The sequence below is a fragment of the Fictibacillus halophilus genome, from assembly GCF_016401385.1.
GTDB lineage: Bacteria > Bacillota > Bacilli > Bacillales > Fictibacillaceae > Fictibacillus > Fictibacillus halophilus.
Map to the genome: position 1 here is coordinate 564,284 of NZ_JAEACF010000001.1, position 25,621 is coordinate 589,904.

Genomic DNA, 25,621 nt, shown 5'->3' on the forward strand with positions numbered 1-25,621 from the left:
AATGTTTTTAGACTGACGGTACAAAACATTTGATATTTTTATACTAAGGGTATAAACTTAATAAAGTTAAGTAATTATTTTAATTAAAGAGGAGAAATGACATGGGGAATACAGATTCCACTTTACAACATAAAAAACCGCCCTATTTGATGCTTGCGATCTTGTTCGTTGGAGCGTTCGTAGCTTTTTTAAACAACTCATTGCTGAACGTAGCATTGCCTACCATCATGGTGGATTTAAATGTAAAAGACTATTCGACCGTTCAATGGCTGGTCACCGGCTTCATGCTTGTGAGCGGTGTTTTAATACCAGCTTCGGCATTTTTAATTACTCGATTCTCAAATCGAACGTTGTTTATTACAGCGATGGCCATCTTTACAATCGGTACGGCGCTATCGGCTTTTGCTCCTAACTTTGGTGTGTTATTAACAGGACGTATGGTGCAAGCTGTTGGTTCATCTGTAATGGGGCCAATATTAATGAACGTCATGCTCGTTAGTTTTCCACGTGAAAAACGAGGCATTGCGATGGGGATTTTCGGGTTGGTCATGATTACAGCTCCTGCGATCGGACCAACATTGTCAGGTTATATCGTTGAATACTATGACTGGCGTCTACTTTTTGAAATGATTCTGCCGCTAGCTATTCTTAGCCTATTATTTGCAGTTTGGAAGCTTGAAAATGTGATGAAGCAGAACAAAAATGTTTCATTGGATTATCTATCTCTCGTATTATCCAGCATAGGATTCGGAGGAATTCTATACGGTTGTAGCACGGCAAGTTCGGATGGCTGGACGGATACGGTTGTTCTTTCCACGCTAATTATTGGTGGTATCGCATTAGTGATCTTTGTCCTGCGACAATTAAAGTTAGATGAACCATTATTGAACATTAGAGTTTATAAGTATCCAATGTTTGCTCTCGCTTCTGTCATTGCGATTGTGAACGCAGTTGCCATGTTTTCAGGCATGATTTTAACACCGGCATACGTGCAAAGTGTTCGAGGAATATCGCCACTTGATTCTGGGCTTATGATGTTGCCTGGAGCAATCATCATGGGAATCATGTCACCTATTACAGGTAAGCTTTTTGATAAGTTTGGACCGCGTGCCTTAGCGGTAGTCGGACTTACAATCACAGCGATATCAACATATATGCTCGCTCACCTGCAAGCTGACTCAACCTATTCTTATATCATCATGATCTACTCGATGCGTATGTTTGGATTATCAATGGTTATGATGCCGATTATGACAAATGGTCTCAATCAGCTTCCAACAAGCTTGAATCCGCATGGGACAGCTGTTAATAATACTGCACAGCAAGTTTCAGGTTCTATCGGTACAGCGATCCTTGTTACGATTATGAATACTGTTACGAAAACAGAGGCAGAAAGCTTGATGAGTGGAGTAGATCCAGCGACGATTACGGAGGCTTCAACAGCCGCATTAACACAGCAAGCGCTTCTGTCAGGTATTCAATATTCGTTCTTAGTTGCATTCGGAATTAATATTGTTGCTTTAGTGTTAGCCTTCTTCGTTAAACGCGTAGATACAAGTGCTGAAGCAGTGAATAAGATTGAGAAAGAAAATAAAACATCAACAAAATCAGTTACTGCTTAAAATTTTTTACTAAAACCGACACTTTGGGGACGATTAAGACCCAATTTAGTGTCGGTTTTTTCTTTTTCTTTAAAAATCGGTTCAGAATGCAGTCGCTGAATACAACATCAGGATGGATAAGTTTATGTTCAGGTGGAAGTGTAGTGGTGTCAGGTGGAAAGTGTCACTTTACCGGTGAAAGTAAAGTGTTTTCCGGTGATTACAATCCATTCTCAGGTGAAAACATAAAGTTTATCGGCGAACGTGTAAGAAATATAAAAACACGTACCGTAAAACACTTAAGATCCACAAATGATGTGTAGGATCTACAGTTAATTGGGTAAAGTAATAAGCAGATTGATTTACATCGTTTAAAAATAGGAGTAAGGTCTTAACTAATCTTTTGTTAGTAAAAAAGGAGTGTCAATAAGGATGAATAAAATGAACACCGATTTTTCAAATATATATATCAACGGCGAATGGCGAAAAGGAAGCAGCGATAGCTTGATGAAGAACACAAATCCTTTCACGGATGAAGAGCTTGTTACGATTCAAGCTGCAACAAAAGAAGATTTGGATGAAGCTTATGAGGCAGCGAGAATCGCTCAAGCTGAATGGGCAAACGAACTTCCACAAAACAAGCGTGCTGTTTTAGAAAAAGTAGCTGACGTTATGCAAGAGAATGAAGAATTCATCATTGATTGGATCATCAAAGAATCAGGAAGCACGTATATAAAAGCTATTTCTGAATTTCGAGCTTCTATCAATATTTTAAAAGAATCTACAACATACCCATATCGTATGGAAGGAAAAATTCTTCCTTCTCAAACAGCAGGCAAGGAAAACAGAGTGTACCGTAATCCGTTAGGTGTAATTGGAATTATTAGTCCTTGGAATTTCCCTTTCCATTTGGCTATTCGATCCATCGCACCTGCCATCGCGACAGGAAATGCTGTTGTTATTAAACCAGCTACTGACACACCGGTAACAGGCGGATTAATCTTTGCGAGTATTTTTGAAGCAGCCGGACTTCCAAAAGGTCTGATTAACGTAATCGTAGGACGTGGTTCAGAAATTGGAGATGAGATCGTCACACATCCAACTCCTCGTTTGATCTCGTTTACAGGTTCAACAGAAGTCGGAAGACATATCGGAGAACTTGCTGGTAAGAACTTAAAGAAATCTGCTCTAGAATTAGGCGGGAATAACGTATTTATTGCATTAAAAGAAGCAGACATTGATCAGGCAGTAGATTCAGCATTGTTTGGAAAGTTTTATCACCAAGGTCAAATATGTATGGCGATCAATCGAATCTTTGTTCATCAAGACATTTATGAAGAATTTGCAGAAACCTTTGTTCAACGAGCAAAAAACCTTAAATTTGGTGACCCATCCAAAAAAGATACGAACGTTGGTCCTTTAATTAACAGAGATCAAGTAGATCGGATTTTAAAGGATATTGAAGCAAGTGTTTCACAAGGTGCGAAGATTCGTGTTGGTGGAGATGCAGAAGGTAATGTTTTAGAACCAACCGTAATCACAGATGTGAACAATGAAATGCCATTAGCGAAGAATGAAATCTTCGGACCTGTAGCTATTCTAATTCCATTTGAAAAAGATGAAGACGTTGTTCAAATGGCAAATGCATATCCGTACGGACTCAGTGGGGCCGTTCATTCGAAAAACATTGAACATGCAACAGACATAGCTCATGACATTCATACAGGTATGATTCACATTAATGACCAATCTGTTAACGATGAACCTCACATGCCATTTGGTGGAGAAAAAGATTCAGGACTTGGCCGATTTAATGGTGAGTGGGTGTTAGAAGAATTCACTACTCTAAAATGGTTATCTGTGCAACGTACTCCAAGAAATTATGGACCTTTTATTAGTCAATTAAAGTAAATAAGTAAAGAAAGCATCCGGATGCCTTCATTCGGATGCTTTCTTTATTTTGATCGATAAACTAATGAATAAATCTTATGATGTTTTCCGAAATGGGTAAAAACTCAACTTATTTTTACCCGTGTTCTTTGAAACGTATAATGCCTCATCTGCATACTCAAGTATCGTTTGTGGTGAAACATCCTGAGCTATCCATTCAGCTGATCCCATGCTACACCCGATTTTTATAGAACAATCCTGAATATGAAATGGTCGGTTAAGAGTGTCTATGAGGGAATGTGAAATTTCGGTTATTTCATTTAGATAATTTTCCTGAATGGGCAGAACAACTACAAATTCATCTCCACCTATACGTGCTGCAAAATGTTCCTTCTTTATTAATGTATCAATGATTCGCTTACCAACCTCTATTAAAAGTAGATCTCCGGTATGATGTCCTTGTGTATCATTGATTGATTTAAAACCATCCAAATCTATATAAAGCACCCCAAAGCTGCCCCTAGAAGAATCAAAGCGAACTGAGTTCATGTACTCCAAAAGAGCTAATCGATTCGGCATATTTGTCAGATAGTCTGTATGTGCCATGTTCTCCATCTTGTCCAACTGTTTTTCTGTTTGTTTCAACGATGAAATTAAGCTCCTAAACGAAGAACTAAGAACTTCTATATCTTTTATTCCACGCAACAAAGGAATCTCTACGATCTCACCATTTTTCAACTTATCAGCAGAGATAGCCAAGTCAAAAAGAGGACGAGAAACTCTCTTTGTGATAAACCATCCAATAACAGCCATAAAAAGAGAAATCACAATCCCACAGACTAAAATAAACGTTTGCAGATATTGAACGGATGCATAAGCCGCTTGTTCTGATTGACGAATGACAACCGTCCAGCCTAGTCCGGGATAATTCTGATATCCGTCGCCAAATGCATAGCCTGTTACATACTCTTTTCCATCTGGCCAACGCACAAAATTCCACTCGTTATTCTTTCCTTTATTATCGAGATCACTTATCTTGATTTTTTTTCCTAAATCATTTTTATGACCTAGGAGTACTGTATCTTCTTTACTGATTATGTATACTTCAACATCTTTTTTCTGCTCTTTTATGGGTCTTAGAATAGCGGCTTCCACCTCTTTAGACCACTCCCAACTGAGATGAGCGGCTAACACACCTTGAAAAACACCGTTTTTATCTCTTAATGGGGTACTTATATCAACTAATTGTAAGGGAGATCCATCCTTCGTTGGAATTAGTTTAGATAACAAAAGTGCATCATGAACATCACCGATAAAAGGCTGTTCAGTTGCATTTTGAAAAACGGGTCGAGCAGATATATCTTGGTTGATAAGCAGTTTCTTTGTTGAAGCTTGAATGAATCCCGTTTGATTCGTTATTCCAACCCAAGAGAAGGAAGGAATTTTATTTTGAAGCTGATCAATCAGAAATTGTGCTTCATTTATTCTTTTCGGATCTTTCAGAACTTCCTGTTCACTTAAAACTTGTAGTTCTTGGAATCTGGACCACATGAAAGAATCAAGGTTGTGAGATAGTTGAAAAGCTGATGAAGCTAGTGAATTGCCTATTTCTTTTTCTAATAATTCGCTGGATTTATCACTGATAAAAATGCTAAGAAATAATGATGTGGTTAGTATGATCAATGAGATACTCACGGACAGATAAGTTTGAACTTTGATAGACATAGAAATTGACTCCTATAACAATTAAATTTACTTCAAAATGAACCATCTGTTATATCGGAAACAAGTATAGAAATGATTAGGAATCAATTAGATAAACGATGAGGTTAAGTTCTCATAAGAGATTATGACTGCGTATTATGCTACACTACGAGGAACAAGTCATATACATTGAAGGTGATGAAGAGATGATACTTAATGATAAGATACGTCAAGACCTATTTGCTGAAGTAGAGGGAATAAATGATGAGAACCTCAATCAAAAACCTTCGGAAAATGAATGGTCCATTAAGCAAATTCTAGAACACTTATATTTAATGGAAGGCGGAATCGCAAAAAACATTAATCACCAACTTAAAAATGGTGAAGCTGTTCATGCAGATGTTAAGCCTATTGAAGCAACAATCAACAGAGATATTAAAGTAGATGCTCCAGAATTTGCAGTGCCAACTTCGGAATTCGCTTCTATTGAAGAGCTAAAAATGAAATTGGCTGCAACTCATCAACATTTACTTGATATCGAGAACTTTGCTGATGAAAAGGACTTAGAAGCTAAAGGCTTTCCTCATCCAATTTTCGGTGATATCAGTTTAAAACAATGGATTCCGTTTGTGGCATATCATGAGCAGCGACATATTCTTCAAATTAAAGAAGTAAAAGAAAAATTAAATCTCTAAACCAAAATAAACGCTGAGTACATTCTCAAGAAGGAGAATGTACTTTTTTTATTGAACGAAAAGAGGATAACAAGAATGAAAGTTTCGGATTAGGTGAATTACTGTTTGAAAGAATATAAAAGGAGGGCTGAAGATGTTGTTGAAAAACAAAATCGCAGTCGTTTATGGAGCGGGTGGTGCAATTGGCGGTGCTGTTGCCCGAGCTTTTGCAGAAGAAGGAGCTTCTGTATTTTTGGCTGGAAGATCGATGGCTTCTCTTCAAATTGTAGCAAATGACATAACAAGTGCTGGAGGCACAGCTAAAGTAACAAAAGTAGATGCTCTTAAAAAAGAAGAAATTGATGAACACTTGGATCGAATCGTACAGCATGTGGGTAGAATAGATATTTCCTTCAACGCTATAGGAATTCGAGGGGACCTTCAAGGAACTCCATTGATTGATATGTCACAAGAAGACTTTATGACTCCCATTTTGACAGGTGTCCAAACTCATTTTCTCACAAGTACTGCAGCGGCTAAATATATGATGAAGCAGAAATCAGGGATTATTCTAACGCTTTCTGCTTCATCAGCAGCATTATCAGGCAGAGACCGTACTTACCATTTAACGGGAGGTTTTGCGACCGCATGTGCAGCCATTGAAGGATATACACGTAGCTTAGCTGGTGAGCTCGGTACAAAAGGCGTTCGTGTCGTATCTTTAAGATCAGACGCTATTCCAGAAACGTGGAAACCAGACTTTCCTGAGGTTAGAGCGTATATGGAGAAAGGAACAGCATTAGGACGTCTTCCAACATTGAAAGAAGTTGCAGATGCTGCGGTATTTATTGCTTCTGATCGAGCGAGTGCAATAACAGGTGCCATTATGAATGTAACCTGTGGTTCAATAATGGACTGAGTTATTTTTTGGATTTTTATGTTAAAATTAACTCTGTTGAAATATATAGCTAAAGGAGCATAAAAGAATGTCCCATATAAATTGTGTAACATGGTCTCATGAGTAAACAAAGATGTTTATTCATGAAGTAATGCTTATTACGCCAATGCTCTATGAATGATATCTTTGTTTACTTCCTTCTAATGAAAAAAATAGAATGGAGAGATAACATGATACATTTAAACCCATTAACTGAGCAAGAATTTCAGGAGTATCTGGCATTCATGATTTCGGATTACGCCTATGAAATCACTAAGAACTTTAACCTGACGTTACAAGCAGCAATAGAAGAGTCAGAAATGATGATGAAGGACCTATTGAAAGATGGGTTGTCTACTGAAGGCCAGTATTTATACAATATTGTAGACAACAAAACCAATGAAAAAGTAGGATTGCTCTGGTATGGTTTAATACCGGAAATCAATCAAGCCTACGTGTATCATATTTTCATAGACGATATCTATAGAAGAAAAGGATACGGGAAAGAAACGATAGAAAAGCTCCAAAGTATGTTAAAACAGTCAGGTATAAAGTCCGTTGGGTTAAGTGTTTTTGCGGGAAATGAAGTCGCTTATCAGTTATATAAGAAATTAGGTTATAAAAATACAAGATTATCAATGGAATTAATCTTATAGAACATTATTTGTGGTAAAGCTTAGGGTCAGGATGACTCTGAGCTTTTTTCCTTTCTCATGAATTAGATTTATAAGGTGACAGGAATTATATTCCAAAAAGAGAATATAGAAAATTAAGAGGTGATAGTATGAAAAAAATACTAGGCTTGATAATTTTCATAATTTTGGCAGCTTGTAGTGATCAAGGAGCTGTAGAGAAGCTGAAAAAGAATTATCCGAATGTAAACAAAGAGATGGAACAGTTGCCAACAGAGGTACAAAAAAAGATGGTAGCTCCAAATAAACTTCCTTTTCAGCCAAAAGACGTCCAACTAACATATGCGGCTGACCCGTCGGGAGATCCAAAAGGGGATATCTTACATACTGAATTTGCTTATGGTAATGAAAAAGGTTCGGTCCTTCGTGTAACCACATTTCAGAAAAAAAATGTAAACTTCAATGATGAAGGTGAGAAGAAGACAACAAAATTGAAAGATGGAACTGAGGTTGTTATAGAAAGTAATTCTTCTAATGTTAAATCCATTCGTTGGAATAAAGATGATGTTTATTATGGAATGATGTTAATGGGTTCTCAATTTGAGATGGAGGATCTGTTGAAATCAGCAAATTCAATGGACTATTAGGAGTTATAGATCTAGATGCTAATTACCGAAACTTTCCATCTTCCGAACCGTAATTAATAGTAAGACAGATAATTGAGGTGGAGAGCATGATTGAGGTTAGTGTGAAAAAGATAGATAACAACTTTATTATTCGATGGCAGCTATTGAGAGTTGAAATTCCTGCTAATGATATTCTTAATGTAGGCTTAGACGATACATATGGTGGAGACGATAAGGAAGCTATCCGTATCGGTATCCCTTATGGTACGACAGATCGGGTCTTCGTTCAGACAAAAAATCAAACTTATATTTTGTTTACTTCTAATCCATCAGCTATTATGAAGAAACTAAGTGCTTAAGGAAAGATAATAATGGAAACAAAGCTCGGATATCATTTATCCGAGCTTTGTTTCTTCTTACATCTTAAATTTCCCAGTAAGTTTCTTGAGATTTTCTGTCATATCGTTTAATAAGGAGATGGAAGCTGACATTTTTACCTTTATACTCTTTCTCAACATATTCGCTCCTTATTCCAACAAATTATTCTTTTGGCAACAAGGTGTATATTGGAATAAAACAGGGAATTTTTACTAATGATAAATGCCAGCTTGTACTCATTTATTTGGTAGACAGTTCATAATGAGGTTGAAAAGCAGATTGCAAACAAGTAAAGCTCTCTTATGTTAAGGTGGAAATAGAAAATGTCGATTTAATTATATAAAAGAAGGTGTTCTTCTCATGACGAAAGAAATAGGTTGGAATTTAGAAAACAGTTATATTCAACTACCAGATAAATTCTTTTCAATAATAGATCAAAACCCAGTAGATTCGCCAAAGTTAGTTGTGCTCAATGAATCGGTGGCAACCTCTCTTGGATTGAACGTAGATTTCCTTCGAAATGAAGATGCTGTAAAAGTATTTGCAGGCAACGAGCTTCCAGAAGGTGGATCTTCTTTAGCGCAAGCTTATGCAGGACATCAGTTTGGTTATTTTAACATGTTAGGTGATGGACGAGCATTAATGGTAGGAGAGCAGATCACTCCTGACGGGAAACGTTATGACATTCAACTAAAAGGTTCAGGAAGAACTCCTTATTCTAGAGGCGGAGACGGACGGGCAGCTCTTGGTCCGATGCTCCGTGAATATATTATGAGTGAGGCGATGCACGCTTTAGGTATTCCAACGACTCGAAGTCTTGCGGTTGTGACGACTGGTGAATCGATCATGCGTGAAACGGCTCTTCCAGGGGCAATCATGACACGGGTAGCGTCAAGTCACCTACGAGTGGGTACGTTTGAGTTTGCTTCAAAGTGGGGAACACTCGATGAATTGAAAGAGTTGGCAAATTATAGTTTGAACCGGCATTATCCTGAAGTGGAGAGTGACGGAAATCAATATTTGAGCTTGCTCAAAAAAGTGATTGAACAGCAAGCGTATTTAATTTCGAAATGGCAGCTCGTTGGTTTCATACACGGCGTTATGAACACCGATAACATGACAATCAGCGGAGAAACGATTGATTATGGCCCGTGTGCATTTATGGACAAATATGATCCACTGACTGTTTTTAGTTCAATCGATAGAGAGGGTCGTTATGCATACGGAAATCAGCCTCGAATTGCAGGATGGAATCTTGCTCGATTCGCTGAAACGCTATTGCCACTCTTACACGATGAACAAGAAAAGGCGGTTGAATTGGCACAAGAAGTTCTATATGGTTTTTCTGATCTGTATCATGCAAACTATTTTAGAGGAATGCGATCAAAGCTGGGGTTATATAATGAAGAAAAAGAAGATCAATCTCTAATAGAAGAACTCCTTTCACTAATGGCTACGTATAAAGCTGACTATACAAATACATTCCGTTCTTTGACGCTAGGTAAAAAGGAATGCTCTGATCTATATGAGGCAGAGAAATTTAAGACTTGGCATAATAAATGGGAAGAAAGAAAAGCCAGACAGCCAAAGTCCCAGGAAGACACTTTGCAATTGATGCGTAATAGCAATCCGGGGGTGATTCCAAGAAATCATAGAGTGGAAGAGGCTCTTCAAGCAGCTGAAAACGGCGATTACAGCGTGATGGAAAGACTTGTTCAAGTTTTATCATCGCCATACAGTCACTCGCCCGAACACGAAGAATACACTCAACTACCACCCGAAACAGAAGGACCATATCGAACATTTTGTGGTACGTGATAACATAGAAAATACTATTAATTTTAATTGAAAGCTGCTCAGGAAGAGTAGCTTTTTCTTATATCCATAACTCCTATCAATACCAAGAGATGTATGTATCGTTGACTTTTTAGTTAATAAGGTGTACTATTTTTTATATTGTTTTCTAAAATGATATTGAAATATCAGTAAAAATAAACTAGAATGGTAGATTGGTTACTGAAACTTTAGAGGTGAGAGAATGATTTACCAAAAAAACATATTGAACAAACATATGGGGTTTTTCCTTCTTACGGTCGCTTTAGTATGGATAAAATCTTATGCTGCTTATAAAATCGAATTTAACTTAGGAGTCCAAGGTTGGTTTCAAGAGTTTATTTTGTTTATCAATCCTATTGGCTCAGCACTCTTATTCTTAGGCTTAGCCTTATTTGCAAAGGGTAGAAAATCATACGTATGGATGATCATAATAAATACTGTGATGACCTTTATGTTGTTCGCTAACATGATTTACTATCGCTTTTTCACAGACTTTATCACGCTGCCGACATTAACGCAGACAAAAAATGCAGGAACGATAGGAAACAGTATTGGAGCTCTGTTCAATCCCTATGATATCCTGTTCTTCCTAGATATCGTTGTATTACTAGTATTAGTATTAACAAAGAAAATTAATCCAGAACCAATAAAGGTAAAGCGAAAAAGTGTCTTAACAGTTGGTCTTGCAGCAGTTATCGCATTATCCGCAAACTTATTATTAGCTGAAATGGATCGACCACAGCTTTTAACTAGAACATTTGACAGAAACTACATTGTTAAATATCTGGGGATGTATAACTACACGGTATATGATGCGGTTCTTAGCTCAAAATCTTCCGCTCAGCGTGCTCTTGCGGATACAGATGATGTCACAGAAGTGGAGAACTATGTGAAGGCTAATTATGCTGAACCAAACCCGGAATATTTCGGAAAAGCGAAAGGCATGAACGTCATCTATCTTCACTTAGAATCACTGCAAAATTTTGCGATCAATTATAAATTAAACGGACAAGAAGTAACGCCTTTCTTAAATTCGTTAACACAAGATAAGAACACGTTGTATTTTAATAACTTCTATCATCAAACATCACAAGGTAAGACAGCAGATGCTGAGTTTATGATCGAGAATTCGTTGTATGGTTTACCACAAGGAACAGCCTTTACAACCAAAGGTGAGAACACTTACCAAGCAGCACCAGCCATTATGGAACAACAAGGCTATTCGACTGCTGTATTCCATGGTAACTACAAGTCTTTCTGGAATCGCGATGTGATTTATAAGCGCTTTGGTTATCAAAAGTTCTTTGATGCAGAACATTACGACATGAACGAGGAAGATGTAGAGAACTATGGTCTAAAAGATAAACCATTCTTTGAAGAATCTATGCCAATGCTAAAATCGTTAAAGCAGCCGTTCTATACGAAGTTCATTACTTTATCGAACCACTTCCCTTATCCGATTACAGAAGAGGAAGCAACGATTGAGCCTCATACAACAGGTGACGTGACGGTAGACCGTTATTTCCAAACGGCAAGATATATGGATGAAGCTCTTCAACAGTTCTTTACTGACTTGAAAGAAGCTGGGCTTTACGATAACACGATGGTCGTAATGTATGGTGACCATTATGGAATTGCTGAAACGCGCAATAAATCAATGGCAAAAGTACTCGGAAAAGAGATCACGCCTTTTGAGAACACACAGCTACAAAAAGTACCTTTATTCATCCATGCCCCAGGCTTAAAAGGTGGAACCATTGATAAAGTCGGAGGGCAGATCGACATTCGTCCAACGCTCATGCACTTGTTAGGCATGGATACAAAAGAGTACATTCAGTTCGGTACTGACTTGTTATCTAAAAATCATGATCAAGTACTTCCGTTACGTAATGGTGATTTTGTTTCACCTACTGTAACCGGAATTGATGGTAAATATTACGATTCTAAAACGGGTGAGCCTGTTAAGGAAACTAAAGAAATTAAAGCCATTGAAAAAGAAGCAGAGACGAAGTTGGATCTATCTGACCGTACCGTATACGGTGACTTGCTTCGATTCCATAAAGTTAATGGATTCAAGACAGTTGATCCATCTAAATATGATTACAATATTAAAGACGAGGAAAAACCGAAGAGTGAAACAAACGAGTAAAACAAAAAGCCATCCAGATCATCTGGATGGCTTTTTGCTTTTAAGAGAGAAAAAGCTCGTTGAGCTGCGCCTCTTGATTAGTATTCAATTTCTTCTAATTTTTCACCCAATAACTGTATATCGCGTACTAACTTTTTTTTATGTTTTTCACATTTGCAGCATCTATATTCTTCAAACAATCGACCTAATTTTTTTATGATCTGTATCGCAATTTGGTCATCACACATCTTTTAAACATCCTAATCTAGTTATATTATCCTATATAAGAGCGTAGCACATGATGATTAGCTAGGAAACCTTCTGATGTAAACTTTTTATTAAATTGTATAAAAAAAAGAGATCGAGTTAGATTAAGAATGAAATTTAAGATGTACATCAGTTATGTCTTTTTTATTTTTCTATAGAAACACCGTTTAATAAATAGTCCCAGGTTTCATTATCTGTAATAGGATTGATTTGTATGGGTACATAAATGACACACACATGCTTCATACCCCAATCTACCTCTGTTAGTTGTCCTACCTTGTCTGTAGGATAGATCATGAGAATGTTGAAATTTCCTTTTACATATGTGGATAATATCGTTTCTAATTCAGCTGTTTCTTTTTTTAGTTGGTCTTCATCTATATCAATAACGGACCATCTAATAAATAATATGGAAGAGCTCGTGTTAAACCACTCATACAATCTCTGCACTCGTTGTTTGATTGTACGTTTAAAGCTGAGATAGTTATACATCCAAGGCTGCCCATTAACGATGGGGAAATCATGAACGGAAATGACGTTATATTTATGATCTTTTATGAAATGGGAGTGAGAACCTGTTGTGGCTCCTTGATCATCTAGCACATAACCAGGCTTATAAGAATGGATTTTTTCCATATTTCTTAACTTCATATATTTTTTGAATTTGGTTCTTAGAAGCTCATTAATGCAAGTTAAAGAATGAGAGCAAACCCAATCAAAGGGAAATGCAGTTTTTCTTAATGAATGTCTTCTAAGATGAATACCAGGACCGCATTCACTGCCAAGACTAATTACTGCACTGTACTTTTTTTGTATGGCCAGTAATCTCATTTGGTCACCTCTTAATTTCAATAAAATATTTCTTAAAAAAACAACCTTCGCCGAGAAGGTTGTTTCTTTTGTTAATCGCTTACGGCCACACCGGAGAAGTTTTCAGGTCCTACTCGGATAACACCAACTAAACTCACTGAAATATAAGCTGAGTACGTTTGTTGAATATCCGCAGGAGGATTAAAATCAAGCGCGTTAAATGAAAAAGTCTGTGGTCCTAAGATGTTTAAGTCCATATTTTCACTAGCGGAATAAACGAGAGGAGAGTTAGGGCTTGTACCCCGTACGACTTGAATCGTTATAGTAGTGACGGCAGGAAGTAATGGCAGTTGCAGCGAAACGGCACCTTGTAAGAGAACCCTAATATTCGGACCAGCACCGACAGTACTTAAGCCGATTCTTCCAAATAATTGGGGTGCGCCTACTACAGTAATCGGTTGGGCAATTGAGTTAGAATAACTTGCATTTTGACTTGTTCTTAAATCAAGAAATTTAGCCAAGTAATCACCTCCTCTTTCTTTCAATATATGATTTATGTTGAAAATGGCTTGTACAAGTGTGAAAAAAATTTAAAAATGCACTTCGTGTTTTATATAAAAAATTATTGTGATGGTGGTGAAAGGAATTCCGTACACAGACGTCTAATAGTTGTAAGGCTCTTAGAAGAGGGAGTGAAGCGATGAAGAATCATAAACAAATACAGCGTTGGTTTAACGAGTATCACAATGACATCTATAACTTTCTTATTTATTATCTAGGCACAAAAGACGTTGAAGATATGGTGCAAGAAGTATTTATTAAAGGGTTTACATTCATAAATACATTTGAAGAACGATCCGAACCTAAAACGTGGCTTATTTCCATTGCAAGGAATATCGCCATAGATCATATGCGAAAAAGGAAACGAGACTATGTTCTTGTCTCTCAACTAAGAAGTATATTCTCTGAAAAAAGTAAACTTCCTCACGACTGGTTGTTGGAGGACGAACGGAAACAGGAGTTATATAAAGCGATCAACGAGTTAAAGACTTCATATAGAGATGTTGTGATTCTTAGGGGGATTTTAGATTTTACCCCTGAAGAAACTTCTCAAATTTTGAAATGGAAAGTCGACAAAGTGAATCTTACCTATCATCGATCTATTCAATCATTAAAGAAAAAGCTTACGTCAGAAAAGTGGAGTGATTACATTGAAACGATTAACCAATGAAGAAGTAATCATCGAACTAAAGAATTTTAAAACGTACAAGATGAATAGTGATCAGAAACGGGCGATAGAAAACGAGTTGAATCGGTTGTCTTACGATAAAGAATCTCATCGAATATTTCATTTTTACAAACCACTTTTAAGTATGATTGTTCTTCTTTTTCTTTTAGTGAGTGGAAGCTACTTCGCCATTAATCAAGCAGATGAAAAAGCTGTAAAACATACAACAGGGAGCGGGCTGTTCTTGCATGGTGATGAGAGTTTTCAGATTAAGAAAAAAGATGATTTTGTTTTGAAGAAGATTAAGGATGGCTCCGTGATCTTTTCGGCTAACGGAAAAAAAGTTGGAGGAATCGAGCCGTTAACAGATGATGAAAAGCTTAAAAGCATTCAGTCTCAGAACACCTTTATCAATGAAGAATTAGAAGGATATCGGTATGAGGGAACATTTATATTAGATCATCAAAAAACGATGGAAGTAACGCAAATTCTCCATTATTACTTTAACTCACCGCACAGCAAGCTAAATTATCATGTTTACTTTTACACACCTTTCTTTAATGAAGATACGGCAGCTGAGTTAGCTCATTCATTTAAGATCTATAATGACGGTAAACTCCTTCAAGGAAGTGAGGAGAATTGGAAGCTTTCAACCGAATTTGGTGAAAAAGATAAAATCGGAATAGCTGGACCGCCATTCATAGCTGGAAAAACAGATAAGTTTCTTTGGCATTTCTTTGGAAGTCATAATGAAGTTGAAATATTAACAAGAGGTGACTTTAAGATAATGGCTACGAACAAGGACAGTGGGGAACATGAAAGAGTTCTTGTTCAAAATTCGGAAATGGTTTGGTCGTATGAATTTCAAAAAGAAAGTCCTTTAACTCCGATAGAAGAAATAGAATCCATTCATTCTATTCCAACAAATATGAAGTTTAGCAAGCCGGGAATTTATCGACTAGACACTTCTTTTGGTGGGAAAAAGTTCGGCAGCATCGTCGTTGAAGTGAAATAATTCAATTCCTTTAGTGGAAAATGGTTGGTGTATCTTCATAATCGTTGTATACTGATATGAAAAACTAAAGGCAGGCGTTATCTAATTCATGAAAGTTGCATACTTAGGTCCACAGGGAAGTTTCTCAGAAGAAGCTGCCTTTCGTTATTTTGCAGATTACGAGAATGAATGGTATAAATGTGATTCTATCGTAGATGTACTCGAAGCAGTAGAAGAGGGGAAAGCAGATAAAGGGATCGTACCGATTGAAAACTCAATTGAAGGCACGATAAACATTACTGCAGACGGTTTGTTGAGGCACGATCTCTTTGTAGAAGCTGAAATCATCTTCCCGGTCTCCTTGCACCTTCTTACACTAAAAGGAGCTTCATTAGAAGAGATACACGAAGTATGGTCAATCGTTCCTGCTCTCGCGCAGTGTAGAGATTTTATTAGAGAAGCAAAAGTAAAGAGTAAGCATTATGATAGCACATCTGCAGCGGCACAAGCTGTTAAAAATCAGGAAAGAAAAGATGTTGCAGCGATTGCTTCTAAATATGCTGCTGAAGTCTTTGATCTAGAGATCATAAAAAGTGGGATTCAAGACAACAGCAACAATCATACACGCTTTGTTGTCATCAGCAAGGAGATTACGGAAATTCATCCAAAGAACTCTAAAACCATGTTGCTGATTTCACCTACATCAGATTATTCCGGTGTCCTTTCATCCATCTTGAACGTATTTACGGCGCTATCCATCAACTTAACTTGGATTGAATCTAGACCAACGAAAAAGCAGCTAGGTACCTATCATTTTTTTGTAGAAGCTCAAAATGGCCTTCATGAAGAGAAAATGAACAAAGCCATTACAATATTAGAAGCTTTCGGACATGATGTACGTGTATTGGGAAGTTACAGAACGACAAAGCTATAACAACGAAGAGCTCCGAAAACCCGGAGCTCTTTTTGTTTGAATCGTTATTTTGCTTTAAGCAATAATACAATGCATGAAAGCATAGCAATACCTACGACAATCCAGGTGTAAATCAAGGAAAGTCCGAGTCCTAAATGAGTGCTAAGGTCATCTTGTTGACTGTTCATACCTGTAATCAAAAGTGGCAGTGCTCCTATTAGATAAAGGAAGAGAGTCGTACTTACATTTTTAGAACTGAGTTTTCTTAAGAAGAGAATAAGTACGAATGAGCTGAATAAAAAAAGTTCACTTACGATAATAACGCTTTCCATCTAGTATCCTCCTTATTAAGTTAACCGTAAAAATATATGATGCTATACTTATTTGTAAATATATAGTATGAGTGTAAAGGGGGATTTTAGGTGCATCCATCACATCCTATTCTTAAAGCGTGGAAGAAGTTCGATTCTTTTCCAATGGAAACCTTAACAAAGGCTTGGTACTTTCATAAGGGAACGACAAAGAAACAAAGAGAAGTATCGTTGATGAAAGAGCATAGAATTCACTACGGCAATACGGGAAACTGCTTTGATCTTGCACTATGGTTATTAGATGAATTTAAACAAGATAGAATCAAAGCCTATCCAATCGGTTCAAAGTTTCATACTGATGAAGCACATGTGGCTGTTGTGGCGTTAGATGAGAAAGGTAACCGGTATCTGTGTGATCTTGGTGATCAGTGGCTACAACCCATCCTTGTTGAAACGAATAGTGAAGATTATTCAAATGAAAAGTTAAAAGGGTTCTTTCCAGGAGCTGAAATCCAAGTTCAATCGAGACATCAAAACCATATTGAAATCCTTTATCATAGACCAAATGGAAAAGTTTCAAATCAAGTATTCGATCTGACACCTATTGACAGTGATGTCTTCTTACAAGGAGCCGAATACTCACAGAATCTTATTTATCCAAAGCCTCTCTTTGAGTGTAGATTGCCTTATAAGAATGAGATTGCACACTGGGAGTTTTTCAACTGGGAAAGCTTTTTAAGTACGAGTGAAGGCTTGTATAAGGGTGAACAAACGGATTCAATCGATCGTTGGGTTGAAGTCATTCATCATAAAAGCGGCTATCGGAAGGAATTTTTATATGAAGCGTTGTGCAGGTACAGATAAGTTTTTTTACTAAGGAAGTGAATATAATGAAATTTATGCGAGTAATAAACAAATCTGTCCTGCTAGTTCTAATCATCCTTACAGGTTTATATTGTTTAGTAAATATAATATTTGATCTTTCTTTTAATCCCTCCATAAAACTTGCTACAAATATCATCGAAGCTGTGTTTTTTCTCTTTTCACTCATTTATGTATGCGTAGATTTTAAAAAATAATTAAACATGATTGACTTATCATCGACCTATCATCACGAAGACATGGGAATAACTTCTAATTGTGCCTATCATGAAATAGAGTAATATGAATCTAATTATTGGAGGTCATAGTGATGATAATGCCAACACATATAGTAGCCGTGGCAGGGTATGTGGAAGACGGTAAAGGGAATGTATTGCTAGTAAAAACGATACATAACGGCTGGGTGTTTCCTGGAGGACAAGTAGAAGCGGGAGAAAATTTAATCGACGCATTGATTCGTGAAATAAAGGAAGAAAGCGGAATTGATAGTACCGTTTCCTATCTAACGGGTGTGTACTCTAACACTGCGCAATATACTTGGCATGATGGAGTCACGAACGTTCCAACGAAAGTTATGTTTGATTTTGTGTGTAAACCGAATGGCGGGGAATTAGCGGTGTCAGATGAAACGACAGATAGCCGTTGGGTGCCAAAAGAAGATGTACTAGCTATGCTAACTGGAGAAGCTTATCAAACACGGTATAAGGATTATTTAAATAATGAAGGGCAAGTTGTTTATAAGGAATATGTGACAAAGCCTGATTTTAAGTTAAAGGTAGAGAGAACCGTATAGTATGTAGACTATTAAAAAGGAGCTGACTCTTAGAGAGTAAGCTCCTTTCTATTATTTCTTAGGAATTTCACAGCCATCATCGTCACAGCTCATTCCATCGTCATCGTTTAGGATGGTGATTTCGTTTTCTGCTATGATTTTATTTAATGCCTGAACAAAAACATCAGTTGGTTGTGCACCTGTAAGCGCATATTTTTTGTTGATGAGGTAAAAAGGTACGCCTGTAACTCCATATGCTTTTGCTGTTTCTTCATCAGCTCGAACCTCATCTGCCATCTCTTCGCTTGAGAGCATTTGTATTACTGATTCTCTATCTAACCCTACTTCTACAGCAAGATCTGCTAATGTAGCATGATCCCCGATATGTTTGGATTCTGTAAAAAAGGCGTATAAAATGCGTTCTGTCATTTCCTGCATCTTACCTTCTTTTTTAGCAAACATCGTCAAACGGTGAGCGTCAAAAGTATTGGTGAGAATCATTGTATCCATGTGATACTCCAGTCCTGATTCCTTCGCCATTTGTATCACGTTTTGCGTGTTTGCTTTAGCAGCATCTATACTCATTCCATATTTTTTAGATAGTTTTTCATAGATGTTATCTTTAACGTCACGTTCCATCGTAGGATCCAGTTCAAAGCAGCGATACGTCACTTCAACGGGATGATTGATCTTTTTGATAGCGTCCTCCAGACGCTTTTTGCCAATATAGCAGAATGGTCAAGCAAAGTCTGTCCACATTTCAATATGCAACATCGTAAATCCCTCCATTTGATTCATGTCTACCATAGTATAAAAGGAAACTGTATATTTTACACGTGGTTTGATTCTGTGTTGACCATATTTCCTTCAAGAACCTTAACTCTGATTGAATCACTCATGATTTTTTATATTTTGGTTATATAATAGGAGTGATATAAATTTATTTGTACTGTGCGTTTATCAACAGGAGGAAGTCATGTCTATTAAGAAACGTCTTATTGCTTCAAATGTTGCTATGATCGTTATTCCTATCGTATTATTTCTATTGCTTGAACTTATAATCGCAACCCTAATTTTTTCGGGGATAAATGGTACACCTGTTAAAAAGGACTCCCAATGGTTTATGACCCTAAGATTCATGGGACTTCTTTTCATTCTGATTGTTACGAACGGAATTCTTACCTATATGGTTTCAAAAACAATACTAAAGCCGATTCGTATTCTTACAAAAGCTGCAGAAGAAATAAGTAATGGGAATTTAAATCATGAGATTGTATCCGTGAATAAAGATGAGTTGGGAAAACTATCTGAAACGTTTGAGAGCATGAGGAGTCAGTTGAAAAAAGCAAAAGAGGAAAGTGAGCTGTACGAGAACAATCGAAAAGAATTTGTCGCGAGCATCTCACATGACTTGAAAACGCCGCTCACATCCATTAAAGGTTATATCAATGGGGTATTAGATGGTATTGCGGATAACCCAGAGATGAAACAAATGTATTTACAGACCGCTTATCAAAAAGCCGATGATATGGATCATCTGATCAATGAGCTTTTTCTGTATTCAAAGTTAGATTTGAAACAACTTCCATTCCAGTTTGAACTCATTCAATTGGAAAACTATTTTGCAGATTATCTGGAGGAACTTAAATACGACCCCTCCTTTAAAGAAGTAGAGTTCTCGTTTCAATCAGAGCCGAGGGACCACTATTTTGTCATGGCTGATCGCTTAAGTTTAGGTCGGATCATCGATAATATTTTACAAAACAGCTTGAAGTATAGTGACAAAACAGAGAAAAAGATTTCAATTTCTCTTCAGTCTAAAACAGATGCTGTCATTGTGAAATTTGAGGATAATGGAAAAGGGATAGCGAAAGAATCATTACCTCGAATTTTTGAAAGCTTTTACCGCATAGATTCATCTCGGAACAAAGCAACGGGTGGAAGTGGTTTAGGGCTGGCGATTGTGAAGAAAATCGTTGAGGGACATGGTGGAGAGATTTGGGCTGAAAGTGAAGAAGGAAAAGGTACTTCTATCTATATTACCTTAAAAAAGCGAAAAGTAGGGGAAGGAAATGCCGAACGTATTAATCATTGAAGACGAACTGAGCATCGCGAAGCTTGAGCAGGATTACCTGAAATTCAACGGAATTGATAGCGACATTGCTGAAACAGGTGATGAAGGATTACGAATGGCTCTTAAGGGCTCTTATGATCTAATCTTGCTTGATCTGATGCTACCAGGTGTTGATGGGTTCGAGCTTTGCAGCCAGTTACGTGAAAAGTTGGAGATTCCGATCTTAATGGTAACCGCAAGAAAAGCCGATATTGATAAAATGCGTGGCTTTGACCGTGGAGCAGATGATTATATCGTAAAGCCCTTTAACACCAATGAATTAGTTGCGAGGGTGAAGGCTCACATCTCCCGTTACAAGCGCCTTACCAAACTTGAAGCGAAACCGGACGTCATTCTCATAAAAGGTCTGGAAATCCATTTAAATTCCCGACAGGTTTTTGTGGAGGGGATTGAAAAGAAATTAGCCGTGAAAGAATTCGAACTGCTGAAATTTTTAGCGATGAATCCAAATATCGTCTTTCGTAAAGAGCACTTATTTGACCAAATATGGGGACTGGAATCGATGGGAGATACGTCGACTGTAACGGTTCACATAAGAAAGATAAGAGAAAAAATCGAAGAAAATCCAGCTAAGCCAGAATATATCGAGACGGTTTGGGGAGTCGGATACCGATTTAAAAATAGCATGTAGAAATGAAGGTATTGACGAACCTTCATTTTTTTTGCGTGATTTAATAAATTCTTAAGAATTAGCTAAGGAACCCTTTATTTTTCCTCAGTATGATAACTCCAGTAAGAAGGTTGAACACAGAAATTATTCAAAAAAGGGGTTATCATTCATGAAGAAAAACATCACGTTTGTATCCATATTATCGCATCTTTGGGTGCAGTGGATCATGTTAGGAAGTATGCTCGTAAATACGTTCTTGTTATACCCTAATATCTTTAATGATGTACCAAAATCACTAGAAACCGCTATGGAATTTATGGAAGTAGCCAGCCCGCACACGTATTTCCCTCCAATCGGTATGGCAAGTATTATAACGGGAATCTTAGCATTAATTTTGGGATGGAAAGTGAAGTCTGCTCGAGTATGGATTTTTTGGAGCATGCTGATGATTGTGATTGAAGGTGCGATTTCGATTGTTTTTGAATGGCCACGTAACGAAATTATGTTTCTTGAAGGAACAGACGTTCATTCAATAGCTTTCCTAAAAGAAACGGCTAAAGAGTTTGTCCTGATCCACAGCATTCGAGTTGGGACGAATATTGTTGGGTCTATATTAATATTTATTGGTTTTATAAAGTATTATAAGAATTGTTTAATACAGGAGAATAACAATTAAAAATAGAGCTCGGTTCTTTATAGACCGAGCTCTTCAATAAAAGAATAAGTAGGGGAGTTTAATACTGATCCCTTGAGCTAAATAGGAAATGCTATATAAGGTCAGCCGGGTAAACCAAACCAACCTGTCTTCTAGCCTCATCCATAATTTTCATTACAGCGAGTGAGTTTGCATGTGAGTTTACTTTAGATTCAAGTTCACCACGTTCAATCAACTCGATAAATTCTTTTGCTTCGTAATACATCTTCGGTTTATCTTGCTTAACTGTGATATTCTCCGTACGACCATCACGATAACGAATTTCAATCTTGGTCATGTCCTGAATGTGATCAATAAGGATACTTCCATTTTCACCTTGAATCTCAGATGGTACATAAGAATTAGTGATCTTTGAATACATGACTACTGCTTCTTTGTCACCGTAGTTTAAAAGGATGCTGCCTTCTCCATCGACGCCAGACTCAAGTAAATAGGCGTTTGCTTTAATATCTTCAGGTTCTCCGAAAAGAACGACCATCGGGTACAAACAGTAGATGCCTATATCCATCATTGAGCCGTTAGAAAATTCTGGTTTGAATGCGTTTAGTATCGTGCCTTCCTTATATTTATCGTAGCGGGAGGAATACTGACAGGAGTTCGCAAAATATCGACGGACCGTACCGATTTTATGTAGGTTCTCTTGAATGCTTTTAAAGTTCGGTGTCACAGTTGAACGCATAGCTTCCATAAGCAACACGTTGTTTTCTTTTGCGACAGCAATCATTCTTTCAACTTCCCGTGCATTGGATGCCATAGGTTTTTCACAGATAACATGCTTGCCATGGTTCATGAGTGTGATAGCATACTCTGCATGGAAAGAGTTTGGGCTCGCAATATAAACTGCATCAATCACATCACTTGTGCCCATCTTTTCTAAATCTGTAAACGTATGTTCAGCACCATTTTTTTCGGCAAATTCTTTCGCTGTTTCTTCTGTACGCGAATAGACTGCACTCAATGAAAAACCATTAACCTCTTTAGCAGCAGCAATAAAGCTTTCTGTAATCCAATTCGTTCCAATAACTCCAAATTTCAAGATTATTCATCCTTTCGCAATCAATAAGCAGTATCTGTTGCTTTTCATAGTATGTATTCTACTCCTATAGTCATGATTTAGACAAATAATGAGGACTGTCGCACTATTTTTGTAGAAAAAGGTTTCTTACTATAACATCGGGGGTAAATAGAAGTTAAAACCTGGTAAGGAGGGATGAGTTATGCTTACTATGACCAATCATAACCAGCAAACAATAAAGCCTTTGGATTTGCCAGTATCACGATACGTGCTTAAAGAACAGTCAGTATCCGAACAAGAAAAGCGCAAGCCAGAATTTGAACTAACGCCTTTGAATCCGAAATAAAAGACGCTATATATGAAGAAAGCGAAGACCTTAGGGGATCTTCGCTTTTTTTGTGTAGTTTTTTGGGAATCACCCTAAAACTGATAAAGAGATTCCGATTCCGTTCACAACTCCATGAATTATAATCGCTGGAATAATGGAACCTGTCTTTTCATATACCCAGCAAAAGACTAGACCTGATGCAAAGTTTACCGGCAACGTGTTATATGTTGGTATGTGCACAATCATGAAAATGAACGAACTTAATATCATGGCTTTTCTGACACCCCATCGTCTGAACCAAGTATATAAAAATCCACGATAAAAGATCTCCTCATAAATAGGGGAAACAACTGCAGCCGATACAAAACCGATCATAAACGTAAAAGGTGTAAGATCAGTCTTTAAACTCTCTGTCTTGTCATTACTTGTTCCTATCGAGAGGACATCCATCACGACAATAATTACGAGACTAATTAAAATTAATAGTATTGTCCATAGAACCATTGTACGCCACATGTTTTTTGTGAGGGGGGCAATACCGACTGCTCGCCATCCTAACTTATTTGGTTTTAACGCGATCCAATAAACACCTAAAGTAAATACGATCGCCATGCAGAAACCAGTTAAAGTTCCCGCGTACAAGGTGCTATCCAGCCATTGTAGCAACTGATCATAAAGTACATTCTCCAATAGAATGGGTACGCCAACTAAACAAAGACTCAACAATAATATAAGTTCACGTCCATTCCATTTTCTCTCTGTAGTAACTTTCATCGTATTGTTCCTCCTGATTAACTTGTTATAATATGTTAATTGTAAGTGGTGACGTAACGTAACCTGCAAGAGAAAAAGGAGAATTAATAAATATGAGTTTATTTTCAACAGGAGAGGTTTCGAAACAATATGGCGTTTCGGTAAGAACACTGCGATATTACGACCAAATTGGATTGCTTTTACCGAGTATTAAGAGTGATAGTGGTACAAGAATGTATACGAAAGAAGATCTACATAAATTAGAGAAGATTACTCTTTTGAAATCCTTATCCTTACCCTTAACAGAAATTAAAAAAATAATAGGAGAAGTGACAATAAAAGATATACTTATCGTACAAAAGAAAGATGTTCAAGTTCAGCTAGATCAATATCATTCTGCGGTTGAAAAAATAAACACACTCTTACATATTTTAGAGCTTGAGGGAGAGTTGGATTGGAAGCTTATCCTTTCTCTCGTTCAAGCAAATGAAGATACTAAGATTTCTGAAAAGGATCAAGCCTGGGAGAAGTTCTTTTCTGAAAACGAGAGACAGACGCTTCAAACCTCTTTACCAAAGCTTGAGGATGTAAGTACTGCGAAATGGGTGAACCTTATAAAAAGAATAGAGATCTGTTTGAAAAATAAAAATGAACCAACGTCAGAAGAAGGTCTTTTAATTGCTTCAGATGTATTACTCTTGTCTCATGAAATGTTTCAAGGAGACACCGAATTAGAGGAAAAATTTTGGAACGCTCGAAAATCTGAAACTTCCTCACGCTCATTGAATTTATATCCTATTAGCAACGAAGTCTTGGAATTCTTGGAGAGATCGATTTCAAGTTATCAAACTATTAATCCGTGACCAAAGTTTTATAAAAATGTAAAACTTTGGTTTAGCACCTTATAAGATTGGGGTATCAAGAAATAGACTCCAAAATTATCCATGAGGTGAAAGAAAATATGAAAAAGTTATTGGTAATGGTAGTAGCTTTAAGTGTAATGGTTTTAGGCGGTTGTAACATGCTGATTGAAGATGATTTTAATGCGTATTTGGATGATCGCAATAAACTTATAAAAAAAGATATGGAATTATCTAAACAAGTGGAAACTGACTTTGAAAAAATGTTACAAGACCCTACTGCGAAAGAAGAACTAGAGACCACAATTGCTGATTATGAGGCATTGGCAAAAGAAGCTGAAGGAATAAGCTTGAATGAATTAGACGATTTAAAGAAATCACAAGATCTTTTTGTGAAAAATATAAAGACTAGAGCAGAAGCAATGAAATTAAGTTTAACTGCAATAGAAAAACAAGATGTAGAATTAGATGAAAAGTCGTATACAATGCTTGAGGAAGCAGAGAAAATGAGCGAAAAAAGTCAGAATGAATTAGAGAAGTTTGCGGAAGACAACAACTTTACATTAGAAGAAACAGATTTAAAATAATTGGGTTTGAGGAGCTGAACATACTCAGCTCTTTTT

General features: G+C 37.0%; 27 protein-coding genes. 20 read left to right on the forward strand and 7 right to left on the reverse strand.

Annotation, left to right across the window (positions count from 1 at the left end; all coding sequences use genetic code 11):
• Positions 1–101: 101 nt before the first annotated feature.
• Positions 102–1,622, forward strand: a complete 1,521-nt coding sequence (locus I5J82_RS03000) for a DHA2 family efflux MFS transporter permease subunit (protein ID WP_198766594.1) — start codon at positions 102–104, stop codon at positions 1,620–1,622.
• Between the two features lie 420 nt (positions 1,623–2,042).
• Complete coding sequence (locus tag I5J82_RS03005; RefSeq protein WP_198768892.1) at positions 2,043–3,512, forward strand: aldehyde dehydrogenase family protein; 1,470 nt, start codon at positions 2,043–2,045, stop codon at positions 3,510–3,512.
• Between the two features lie 75 nt (positions 3,513–3,587).
• On the opposite strand, the gene I5J82_RS03010 is transcribed toward I5J82_RS03005, so the two are convergent.
• Positions 3,588–5,216, reverse strand: a complete 1,629-nt coding sequence (locus I5J82_RS03010) for a sensor domain-containing diguanylate cyclase (RefSeq protein ID WP_198766595.1) — start codon at positions 5,214–5,216, stop codon at positions 3,588–3,590.
• A gap of 185 nt (positions 5,217–5,401) precedes the next feature.
• Between I5J82_RS03010 and I5J82_RS03015 the strand changes: the two genes are divergently transcribed.
• The 7 genes from I5J82_RS03015 to ltaS all read left to right on the forward strand — a co-directional run bounded on the left by I5J82_RS03015 (position 5,402) and on the right by ltaS (position 12,427).
• Positions 5,402–5,890, forward strand: a complete 489-nt coding sequence (locus I5J82_RS03015; protein ID WP_198766596.1) for a DinB family protein — start codon at positions 5,402–5,404, stop codon at positions 5,888–5,890.
• A 133-nt stretch (positions 5,891–6,023) separates the two neighbouring features.
• Entirely contained in the window at positions 6,024–6,788 is a 765-nt protein-coding gene (locus I5J82_RS03020) for an SDR family NAD(P)-dependent oxidoreductase (protein ID WP_198766597.1), read from the forward strand.
• Between the two features lie 209 nt (positions 6,789–6,997).
• Positions 6,998–7,462: a GNAT family N-acetyltransferase gene (locus tag I5J82_RS03025; RefSeq protein ID WP_198766598.1), complete on the forward strand. Its 465-nt coding sequence runs from the start codon at positions 6,998–7,000 to the stop codon at positions 7,460–7,462.
• Positions 7,463–7,590: 128 nt separating this feature from the next.
• Entirely contained in the window at positions 7,591–8,085 is a 495-nt protein-coding gene (locus I5J82_RS03030) for a hypothetical protein (protein WP_198766599.1), read from the forward strand.
• 86 nt (positions 8,086–8,171) lie between these two features.
• A complete protein-coding gene (locus I5J82_RS03035) occupies positions 8,172–8,423 on the forward strand; it encodes a SunI/YnzG family protein (protein WP_198766600.1) in 252 nt (83 codons plus the stop codon).
• Positions 8,424–8,802: 379 nt separating this feature from the next.
• Positions 8,803–10,260, forward strand: a complete 1,458-nt coding sequence (locus I5J82_RS03040; protein ID WP_198766601.1) for a protein adenylyltransferase SelO — start codon at positions 8,803–8,805, stop codon at positions 10,258–10,260.
• 220 nt (positions 10,261–10,480) lie between these two features.
• Positions 10,481–12,427: a lipoteichoic acid synthase gene (gene ltaS, locus I5J82_RS03045; protein WP_198766602.1), complete on the forward strand. Its 1,947-nt coding sequence runs from the start codon at positions 10,481–10,483 to the stop codon at positions 12,425–12,427.
• A gap of 390 nt (positions 12,428–12,817) precedes the next feature.
• On the opposite strand, the gene I5J82_RS03050 is transcribed toward ltaS, so the two are convergent.
• On the reverse strand, positions 12,818–13,504 hold the full coding sequence (locus tag I5J82_RS03050; RefSeq protein WP_198766603.1) for a DUF1796 family putative cysteine peptidase: 687 nt from the start codon (positions 13,502–13,504) through the stop codon (positions 12,818–12,820).
• 71 nt (positions 13,505–13,575) lie between these two features.
• On the reverse strand, positions 13,576–14,004 hold the full coding sequence (locus tag I5J82_RS03055; RefSeq protein ID WP_198766604.1) for a hypothetical protein: 429 nt from the start codon (positions 14,002–14,004) through the stop codon (positions 13,576–13,578).
• Positions 14,005–14,183: 179 nt separating this feature from the next.
• On the opposite strand from I5J82_RS03055, the gene I5J82_RS03060 reads away from it, so the two are divergent.
• The 3 genes from I5J82_RS03060 (at position 14,184) to pheA (ending at position 16,639) form a co-directional block, all read left to right on the forward strand.
• Entirely contained in the window at positions 14,184–14,714 is a 531-nt protein-coding gene (locus tag I5J82_RS03060) for an RNA polymerase sigma factor (RefSeq protein ID WP_198766605.1), read from the forward strand.
• Positions 14,695–15,726 carry a hypothetical protein gene (locus I5J82_RS03065; protein ID WP_198766606.1) on the forward strand — a complete coding sequence of 344 codons (1,032 nt, stop codon included), beginning with the start codon at positions 14,695–14,697 and terminating at the stop codon, positions 15,724–15,726. The genes I5J82_RS03060 and I5J82_RS03065 overlap by 20 nt, the downstream gene beginning before the upstream one ends.
• Before the next feature lie 88 nt (positions 15,727–15,814).
• A complete protein-coding gene (gene pheA / locus I5J82_RS03070) occupies positions 15,815–16,639 on the forward strand; it encodes a prephenate dehydratase (RefSeq protein ID WP_198766607.1) in 825 nt (274 codons plus the stop codon).
• A 44-nt stretch (positions 16,640–16,683) separates the two neighbouring features.
• Here pheA and I5J82_RS03075 read toward each other — a convergent pair whose 3' ends face one another.
• Complete coding sequence (locus tag I5J82_RS03075; protein ID WP_198766608.1) at positions 16,684–16,950, reverse strand: hypothetical protein; 267 nt, start codon at positions 16,948–16,950, stop codon at positions 16,684–16,686.
• Positions 16,951–17,040: 90 nt separating this feature from the next.
• On the opposite strand from I5J82_RS03075, the gene I5J82_RS03080 reads away from it, so the two are divergent.
• Together I5J82_RS03080 and I5J82_RS03085 are read left to right on the forward strand one after the other, a co-directional pair.
• Entirely contained in the window at positions 17,041–17,793 is a 753-nt protein-coding gene (locus tag I5J82_RS03080) for a hypothetical protein (RefSeq protein ID WP_408610375.1), read from the forward strand.
• A gap of 328 nt (positions 17,794–18,121) precedes the next feature.
• On the forward strand, positions 18,122–18,604 hold the full coding sequence (locus I5J82_RS03085; RefSeq protein WP_198766609.1) for an NUDIX hydrolase: 483 nt from the start codon (positions 18,122–18,124) through the stop codon (positions 18,602–18,604).
• Positions 18,605–18,655: 51 nt separating this feature from the next.
• On the opposite strand, the gene I5J82_RS03090 is transcribed toward I5J82_RS03085, so the two are convergent.
• Entirely contained in the window at positions 18,656–19,309 is a 654-nt protein-coding gene (locus tag I5J82_RS03090; RefSeq protein WP_332873674.1) for a DsbA family oxidoreductase, read from the reverse strand.
• Positions 19,310–19,559: 250 nt separating this feature from the next.
• On the opposite strand from I5J82_RS03090, the gene I5J82_RS03095 reads away from it, so the two are divergent.
• The 3 genes from I5J82_RS03095 to I5J82_RS03105 all read left to right on the forward strand — a co-directional run bounded on the left by I5J82_RS03095 (position 19,560) and on the right by I5J82_RS03105 (position 22,003).
• Entirely contained in the window at positions 19,560–20,678 is a 1,119-nt protein-coding gene (locus I5J82_RS03095) for a sensor histidine kinase (protein ID WP_198766610.1), read from the forward strand.
• Positions 20,656–21,348 carry a response regulator transcription factor gene (locus I5J82_RS03100; protein ID WP_198766611.1) on the forward strand — a complete coding sequence of 231 codons (693 nt, stop codon included), beginning with the start codon at positions 20,656–20,658 and terminating at the stop codon, positions 21,346–21,348. Before I5J82_RS03095 ends, I5J82_RS03100 begins: the two co-directional genes overlap by 23 nt.
• A 148-nt stretch (positions 21,349–21,496) precedes the next feature.
• The gene (locus I5J82_RS03105) at positions 21,497–22,003 is read left to right on the forward strand and encodes a hypothetical protein (RefSeq protein WP_198766612.1); all 507 of its coding nucleotides are present in this window, start codon (positions 21,497–21,499) and stop codon (positions 22,001–22,003) included.
• Positions 22,004–22,094: 91 nt separating this feature from the next.
• Here I5J82_RS03105 and I5J82_RS03110 read toward each other — a convergent pair whose 3' ends face one another.
• A complete protein-coding gene (locus I5J82_RS03110; protein WP_198768894.1) occupies positions 22,095–23,081 on the reverse strand; it encodes a Gfo/Idh/MocA family protein in 987 nt (328 codons plus the stop codon).
• 178 nt (positions 23,082–23,259) lie between these two features.
• Here I5J82_RS03110 and I5J82_RS03115 point away from each other — a divergent pair, with 178 nt between their 5' ends.
• Complete coding sequence (locus I5J82_RS03115) at positions 23,260–23,403, forward strand: hypothetical protein (protein WP_198766613.1); 144 nt, start codon at positions 23,260–23,262, stop codon at positions 23,401–23,403.
• A gap of 69 nt (positions 23,404–23,472) precedes the next feature.
• Here the strand turns inward: I5J82_RS03115 and I5J82_RS03120 are convergent, their stop codons facing one another.
• Positions 23,473–24,159: a CPBP family intramembrane glutamic endopeptidase gene (locus I5J82_RS03120; RefSeq protein WP_198766614.1), complete on the reverse strand. Its 687-nt coding sequence runs from the start codon at positions 24,157–24,159 to the stop codon at positions 23,473–23,475.
• Positions 24,160–24,251: 92 nt separating this feature from the next.
• Here I5J82_RS03120 and I5J82_RS03125 point away from each other — a divergent pair, with 92 nt between their 5' ends.
• A complete protein-coding gene (locus I5J82_RS03125) occupies positions 24,252–25,001 on the forward strand; it encodes a MerR family transcriptional regulator (protein ID WP_198766615.1) in 750 nt (249 codons plus the stop codon).
• Between the two features lie 98 nt (positions 25,002–25,099).
• Positions 25,100–25,585 (forward strand): hypothetical protein, encoded by a 486-nt coding sequence (locus I5J82_RS03130; protein ID WP_198766616.1) that lies wholly within the window; start codon positions 25,100–25,102, stop codon positions 25,583–25,585.
• Positions 25,586–25,621: the final 36 nt, after the last annotated feature.

What these genes read in the sequence shown, in the direction of transcription:
- I5J82_RS03125 (WP_198766615.1), top strand. Translation starts at nt 24,252, where the DNA reads ATGAGTTTATTTTCAACAGGAGAGGTTTCGAAACAATATGGCGTTTCG.
- I5J82_RS03040 (WP_198766601.1), top strand. Translation starts at nt 8,803, where the DNA reads ATGACGAAAGAAATAGGTTGGAATTTAGAAAACAGTTATATTCAACTA.
- I5J82_RS03005 (WP_198768892.1), top strand. Translation starts at nt 2,043, where the DNA reads ATGAACACCGATTTTTCAAATATATATATCAACGGCGAATGGCGAAAA.
- I5J82_RS03030 (WP_198766599.1), top strand. Translation starts at nt 7,591, where the DNA reads ATGAAAAAAATACTAGGCTTGATAATTTTCATAATTTTGGCAGCTTGT.
- I5J82_RS03035 (WP_198766600.1), top strand. Translation starts at nt 8,172, where the DNA reads ATGATTGAGGTTAGTGTGAAAAAGATAGATAACAACTTTATTATTCGA.
- I5J82_RS03050 (WP_198766603.1), bottom strand. Translation starts at nt 13,504, where the DNA reads ATGAGATTACTGGCCATACAAAAAAAGTACAGTGCAGTAATTAGTCTT.
- I5J82_RS03085 (WP_198766609.1), top strand. Translation starts at nt 18,122, where the DNA reads ATGATAATGCCAACACATATAGTAGCCGTGGCAGGGTATGTGGAAGAC.
- I5J82_RS03020 (WP_198766597.1), top strand. Translation starts at nt 6,024, where the DNA reads ATGTTGTTGAAAAACAAAATCGCAGTCGTTTATGGAGCGGGTGGTGCA.
- I5J82_RS03060 (WP_198766605.1), top strand. Translation starts at nt 14,184, where the DNA reads ATGAAGAATCATAAACAAATACAGCGTTGGTTTAACGAGTATCACAAT.
- I5J82_RS03075 (WP_198766608.1), bottom strand. Translation starts at nt 16,950, where the DNA reads ATGGAAAGCGTTATTATCGTAAGTGAACTTTTTTTATTCAGCTCATTC.
- I5J82_RS03010 (WP_198766595.1), bottom strand. Translation starts at nt 5,216, where the DNA reads ATGTCTATCAAAGTTCAAACTTATCTGTCCGTGAGTATCTCATTGATC.
- I5J82_RS03025 (WP_198766598.1), top strand. Translation starts at nt 6,998, where the DNA reads ATGATACATTTAAACCCATTAACTGAGCAAGAATTTCAGGAGTATCTG.
- I5J82_RS03095 (WP_198766610.1), top strand. Translation starts at nt 19,560, where the DNA reads ATGTCTATTAAGAAACGTCTTATTGCTTCAAATGTTGCTATGATCGTT.
- I5J82_RS03105 (WP_198766612.1), top strand. Translation starts at nt 21,497, where the DNA reads ATGAAGAAAAACATCACGTTTGTATCCATATTATCGCATCTTTGGGTG.
- I5J82_RS03000 (WP_198766594.1), top strand. Translation starts at nt 102, where the DNA reads ATGGGGAATACAGATTCCACTTTACAACATAAAAAACCGCCCTATTTG.
- I5J82_RS03100 (WP_198766611.1), top strand. Translation starts at nt 20,656, where the DNA reads ATGCCGAACGTATTAATCATTGAAGACGAACTGAGCATCGCGAAGCTT.
- I5J82_RS03115 (WP_198766613.1), top strand. Translation starts at nt 23,260, where the DNA reads ATGCTTACTATGACCAATCATAACCAGCAAACAATAAAGCCTTTGGAT.
- ltaS (WP_198766602.1), top strand. Translation starts at nt 10,481, where the DNA reads ATGATTTACCAAAAAAACATATTGAACAAACATATGGGGTTTTTCCTT.
- I5J82_RS03130 (WP_198766616.1), top strand. Translation starts at nt 25,100, where the DNA reads ATGAAAAAGTTATTGGTAATGGTAGTAGCTTTAAGTGTAATGGTTTTA.
- I5J82_RS03015 (WP_198766596.1), top strand. Translation starts at nt 5,402, where the DNA reads ATGATACTTAATGATAAGATACGTCAAGACCTATTTGCTGAAGTAGAG.
- I5J82_RS03120 (WP_198766614.1), bottom strand. Translation starts at nt 24,159, where the DNA reads ATGAAAGTTACTACAGAGAGAAAATGGAATGGACGTGAACTTATATTA.
- pheA (WP_198766607.1), top strand. Translation starts at nt 15,815, where the DNA reads ATGAAAGTTGCATACTTAGGTCCACAGGGAAGTTTCTCAGAAGAAGCT.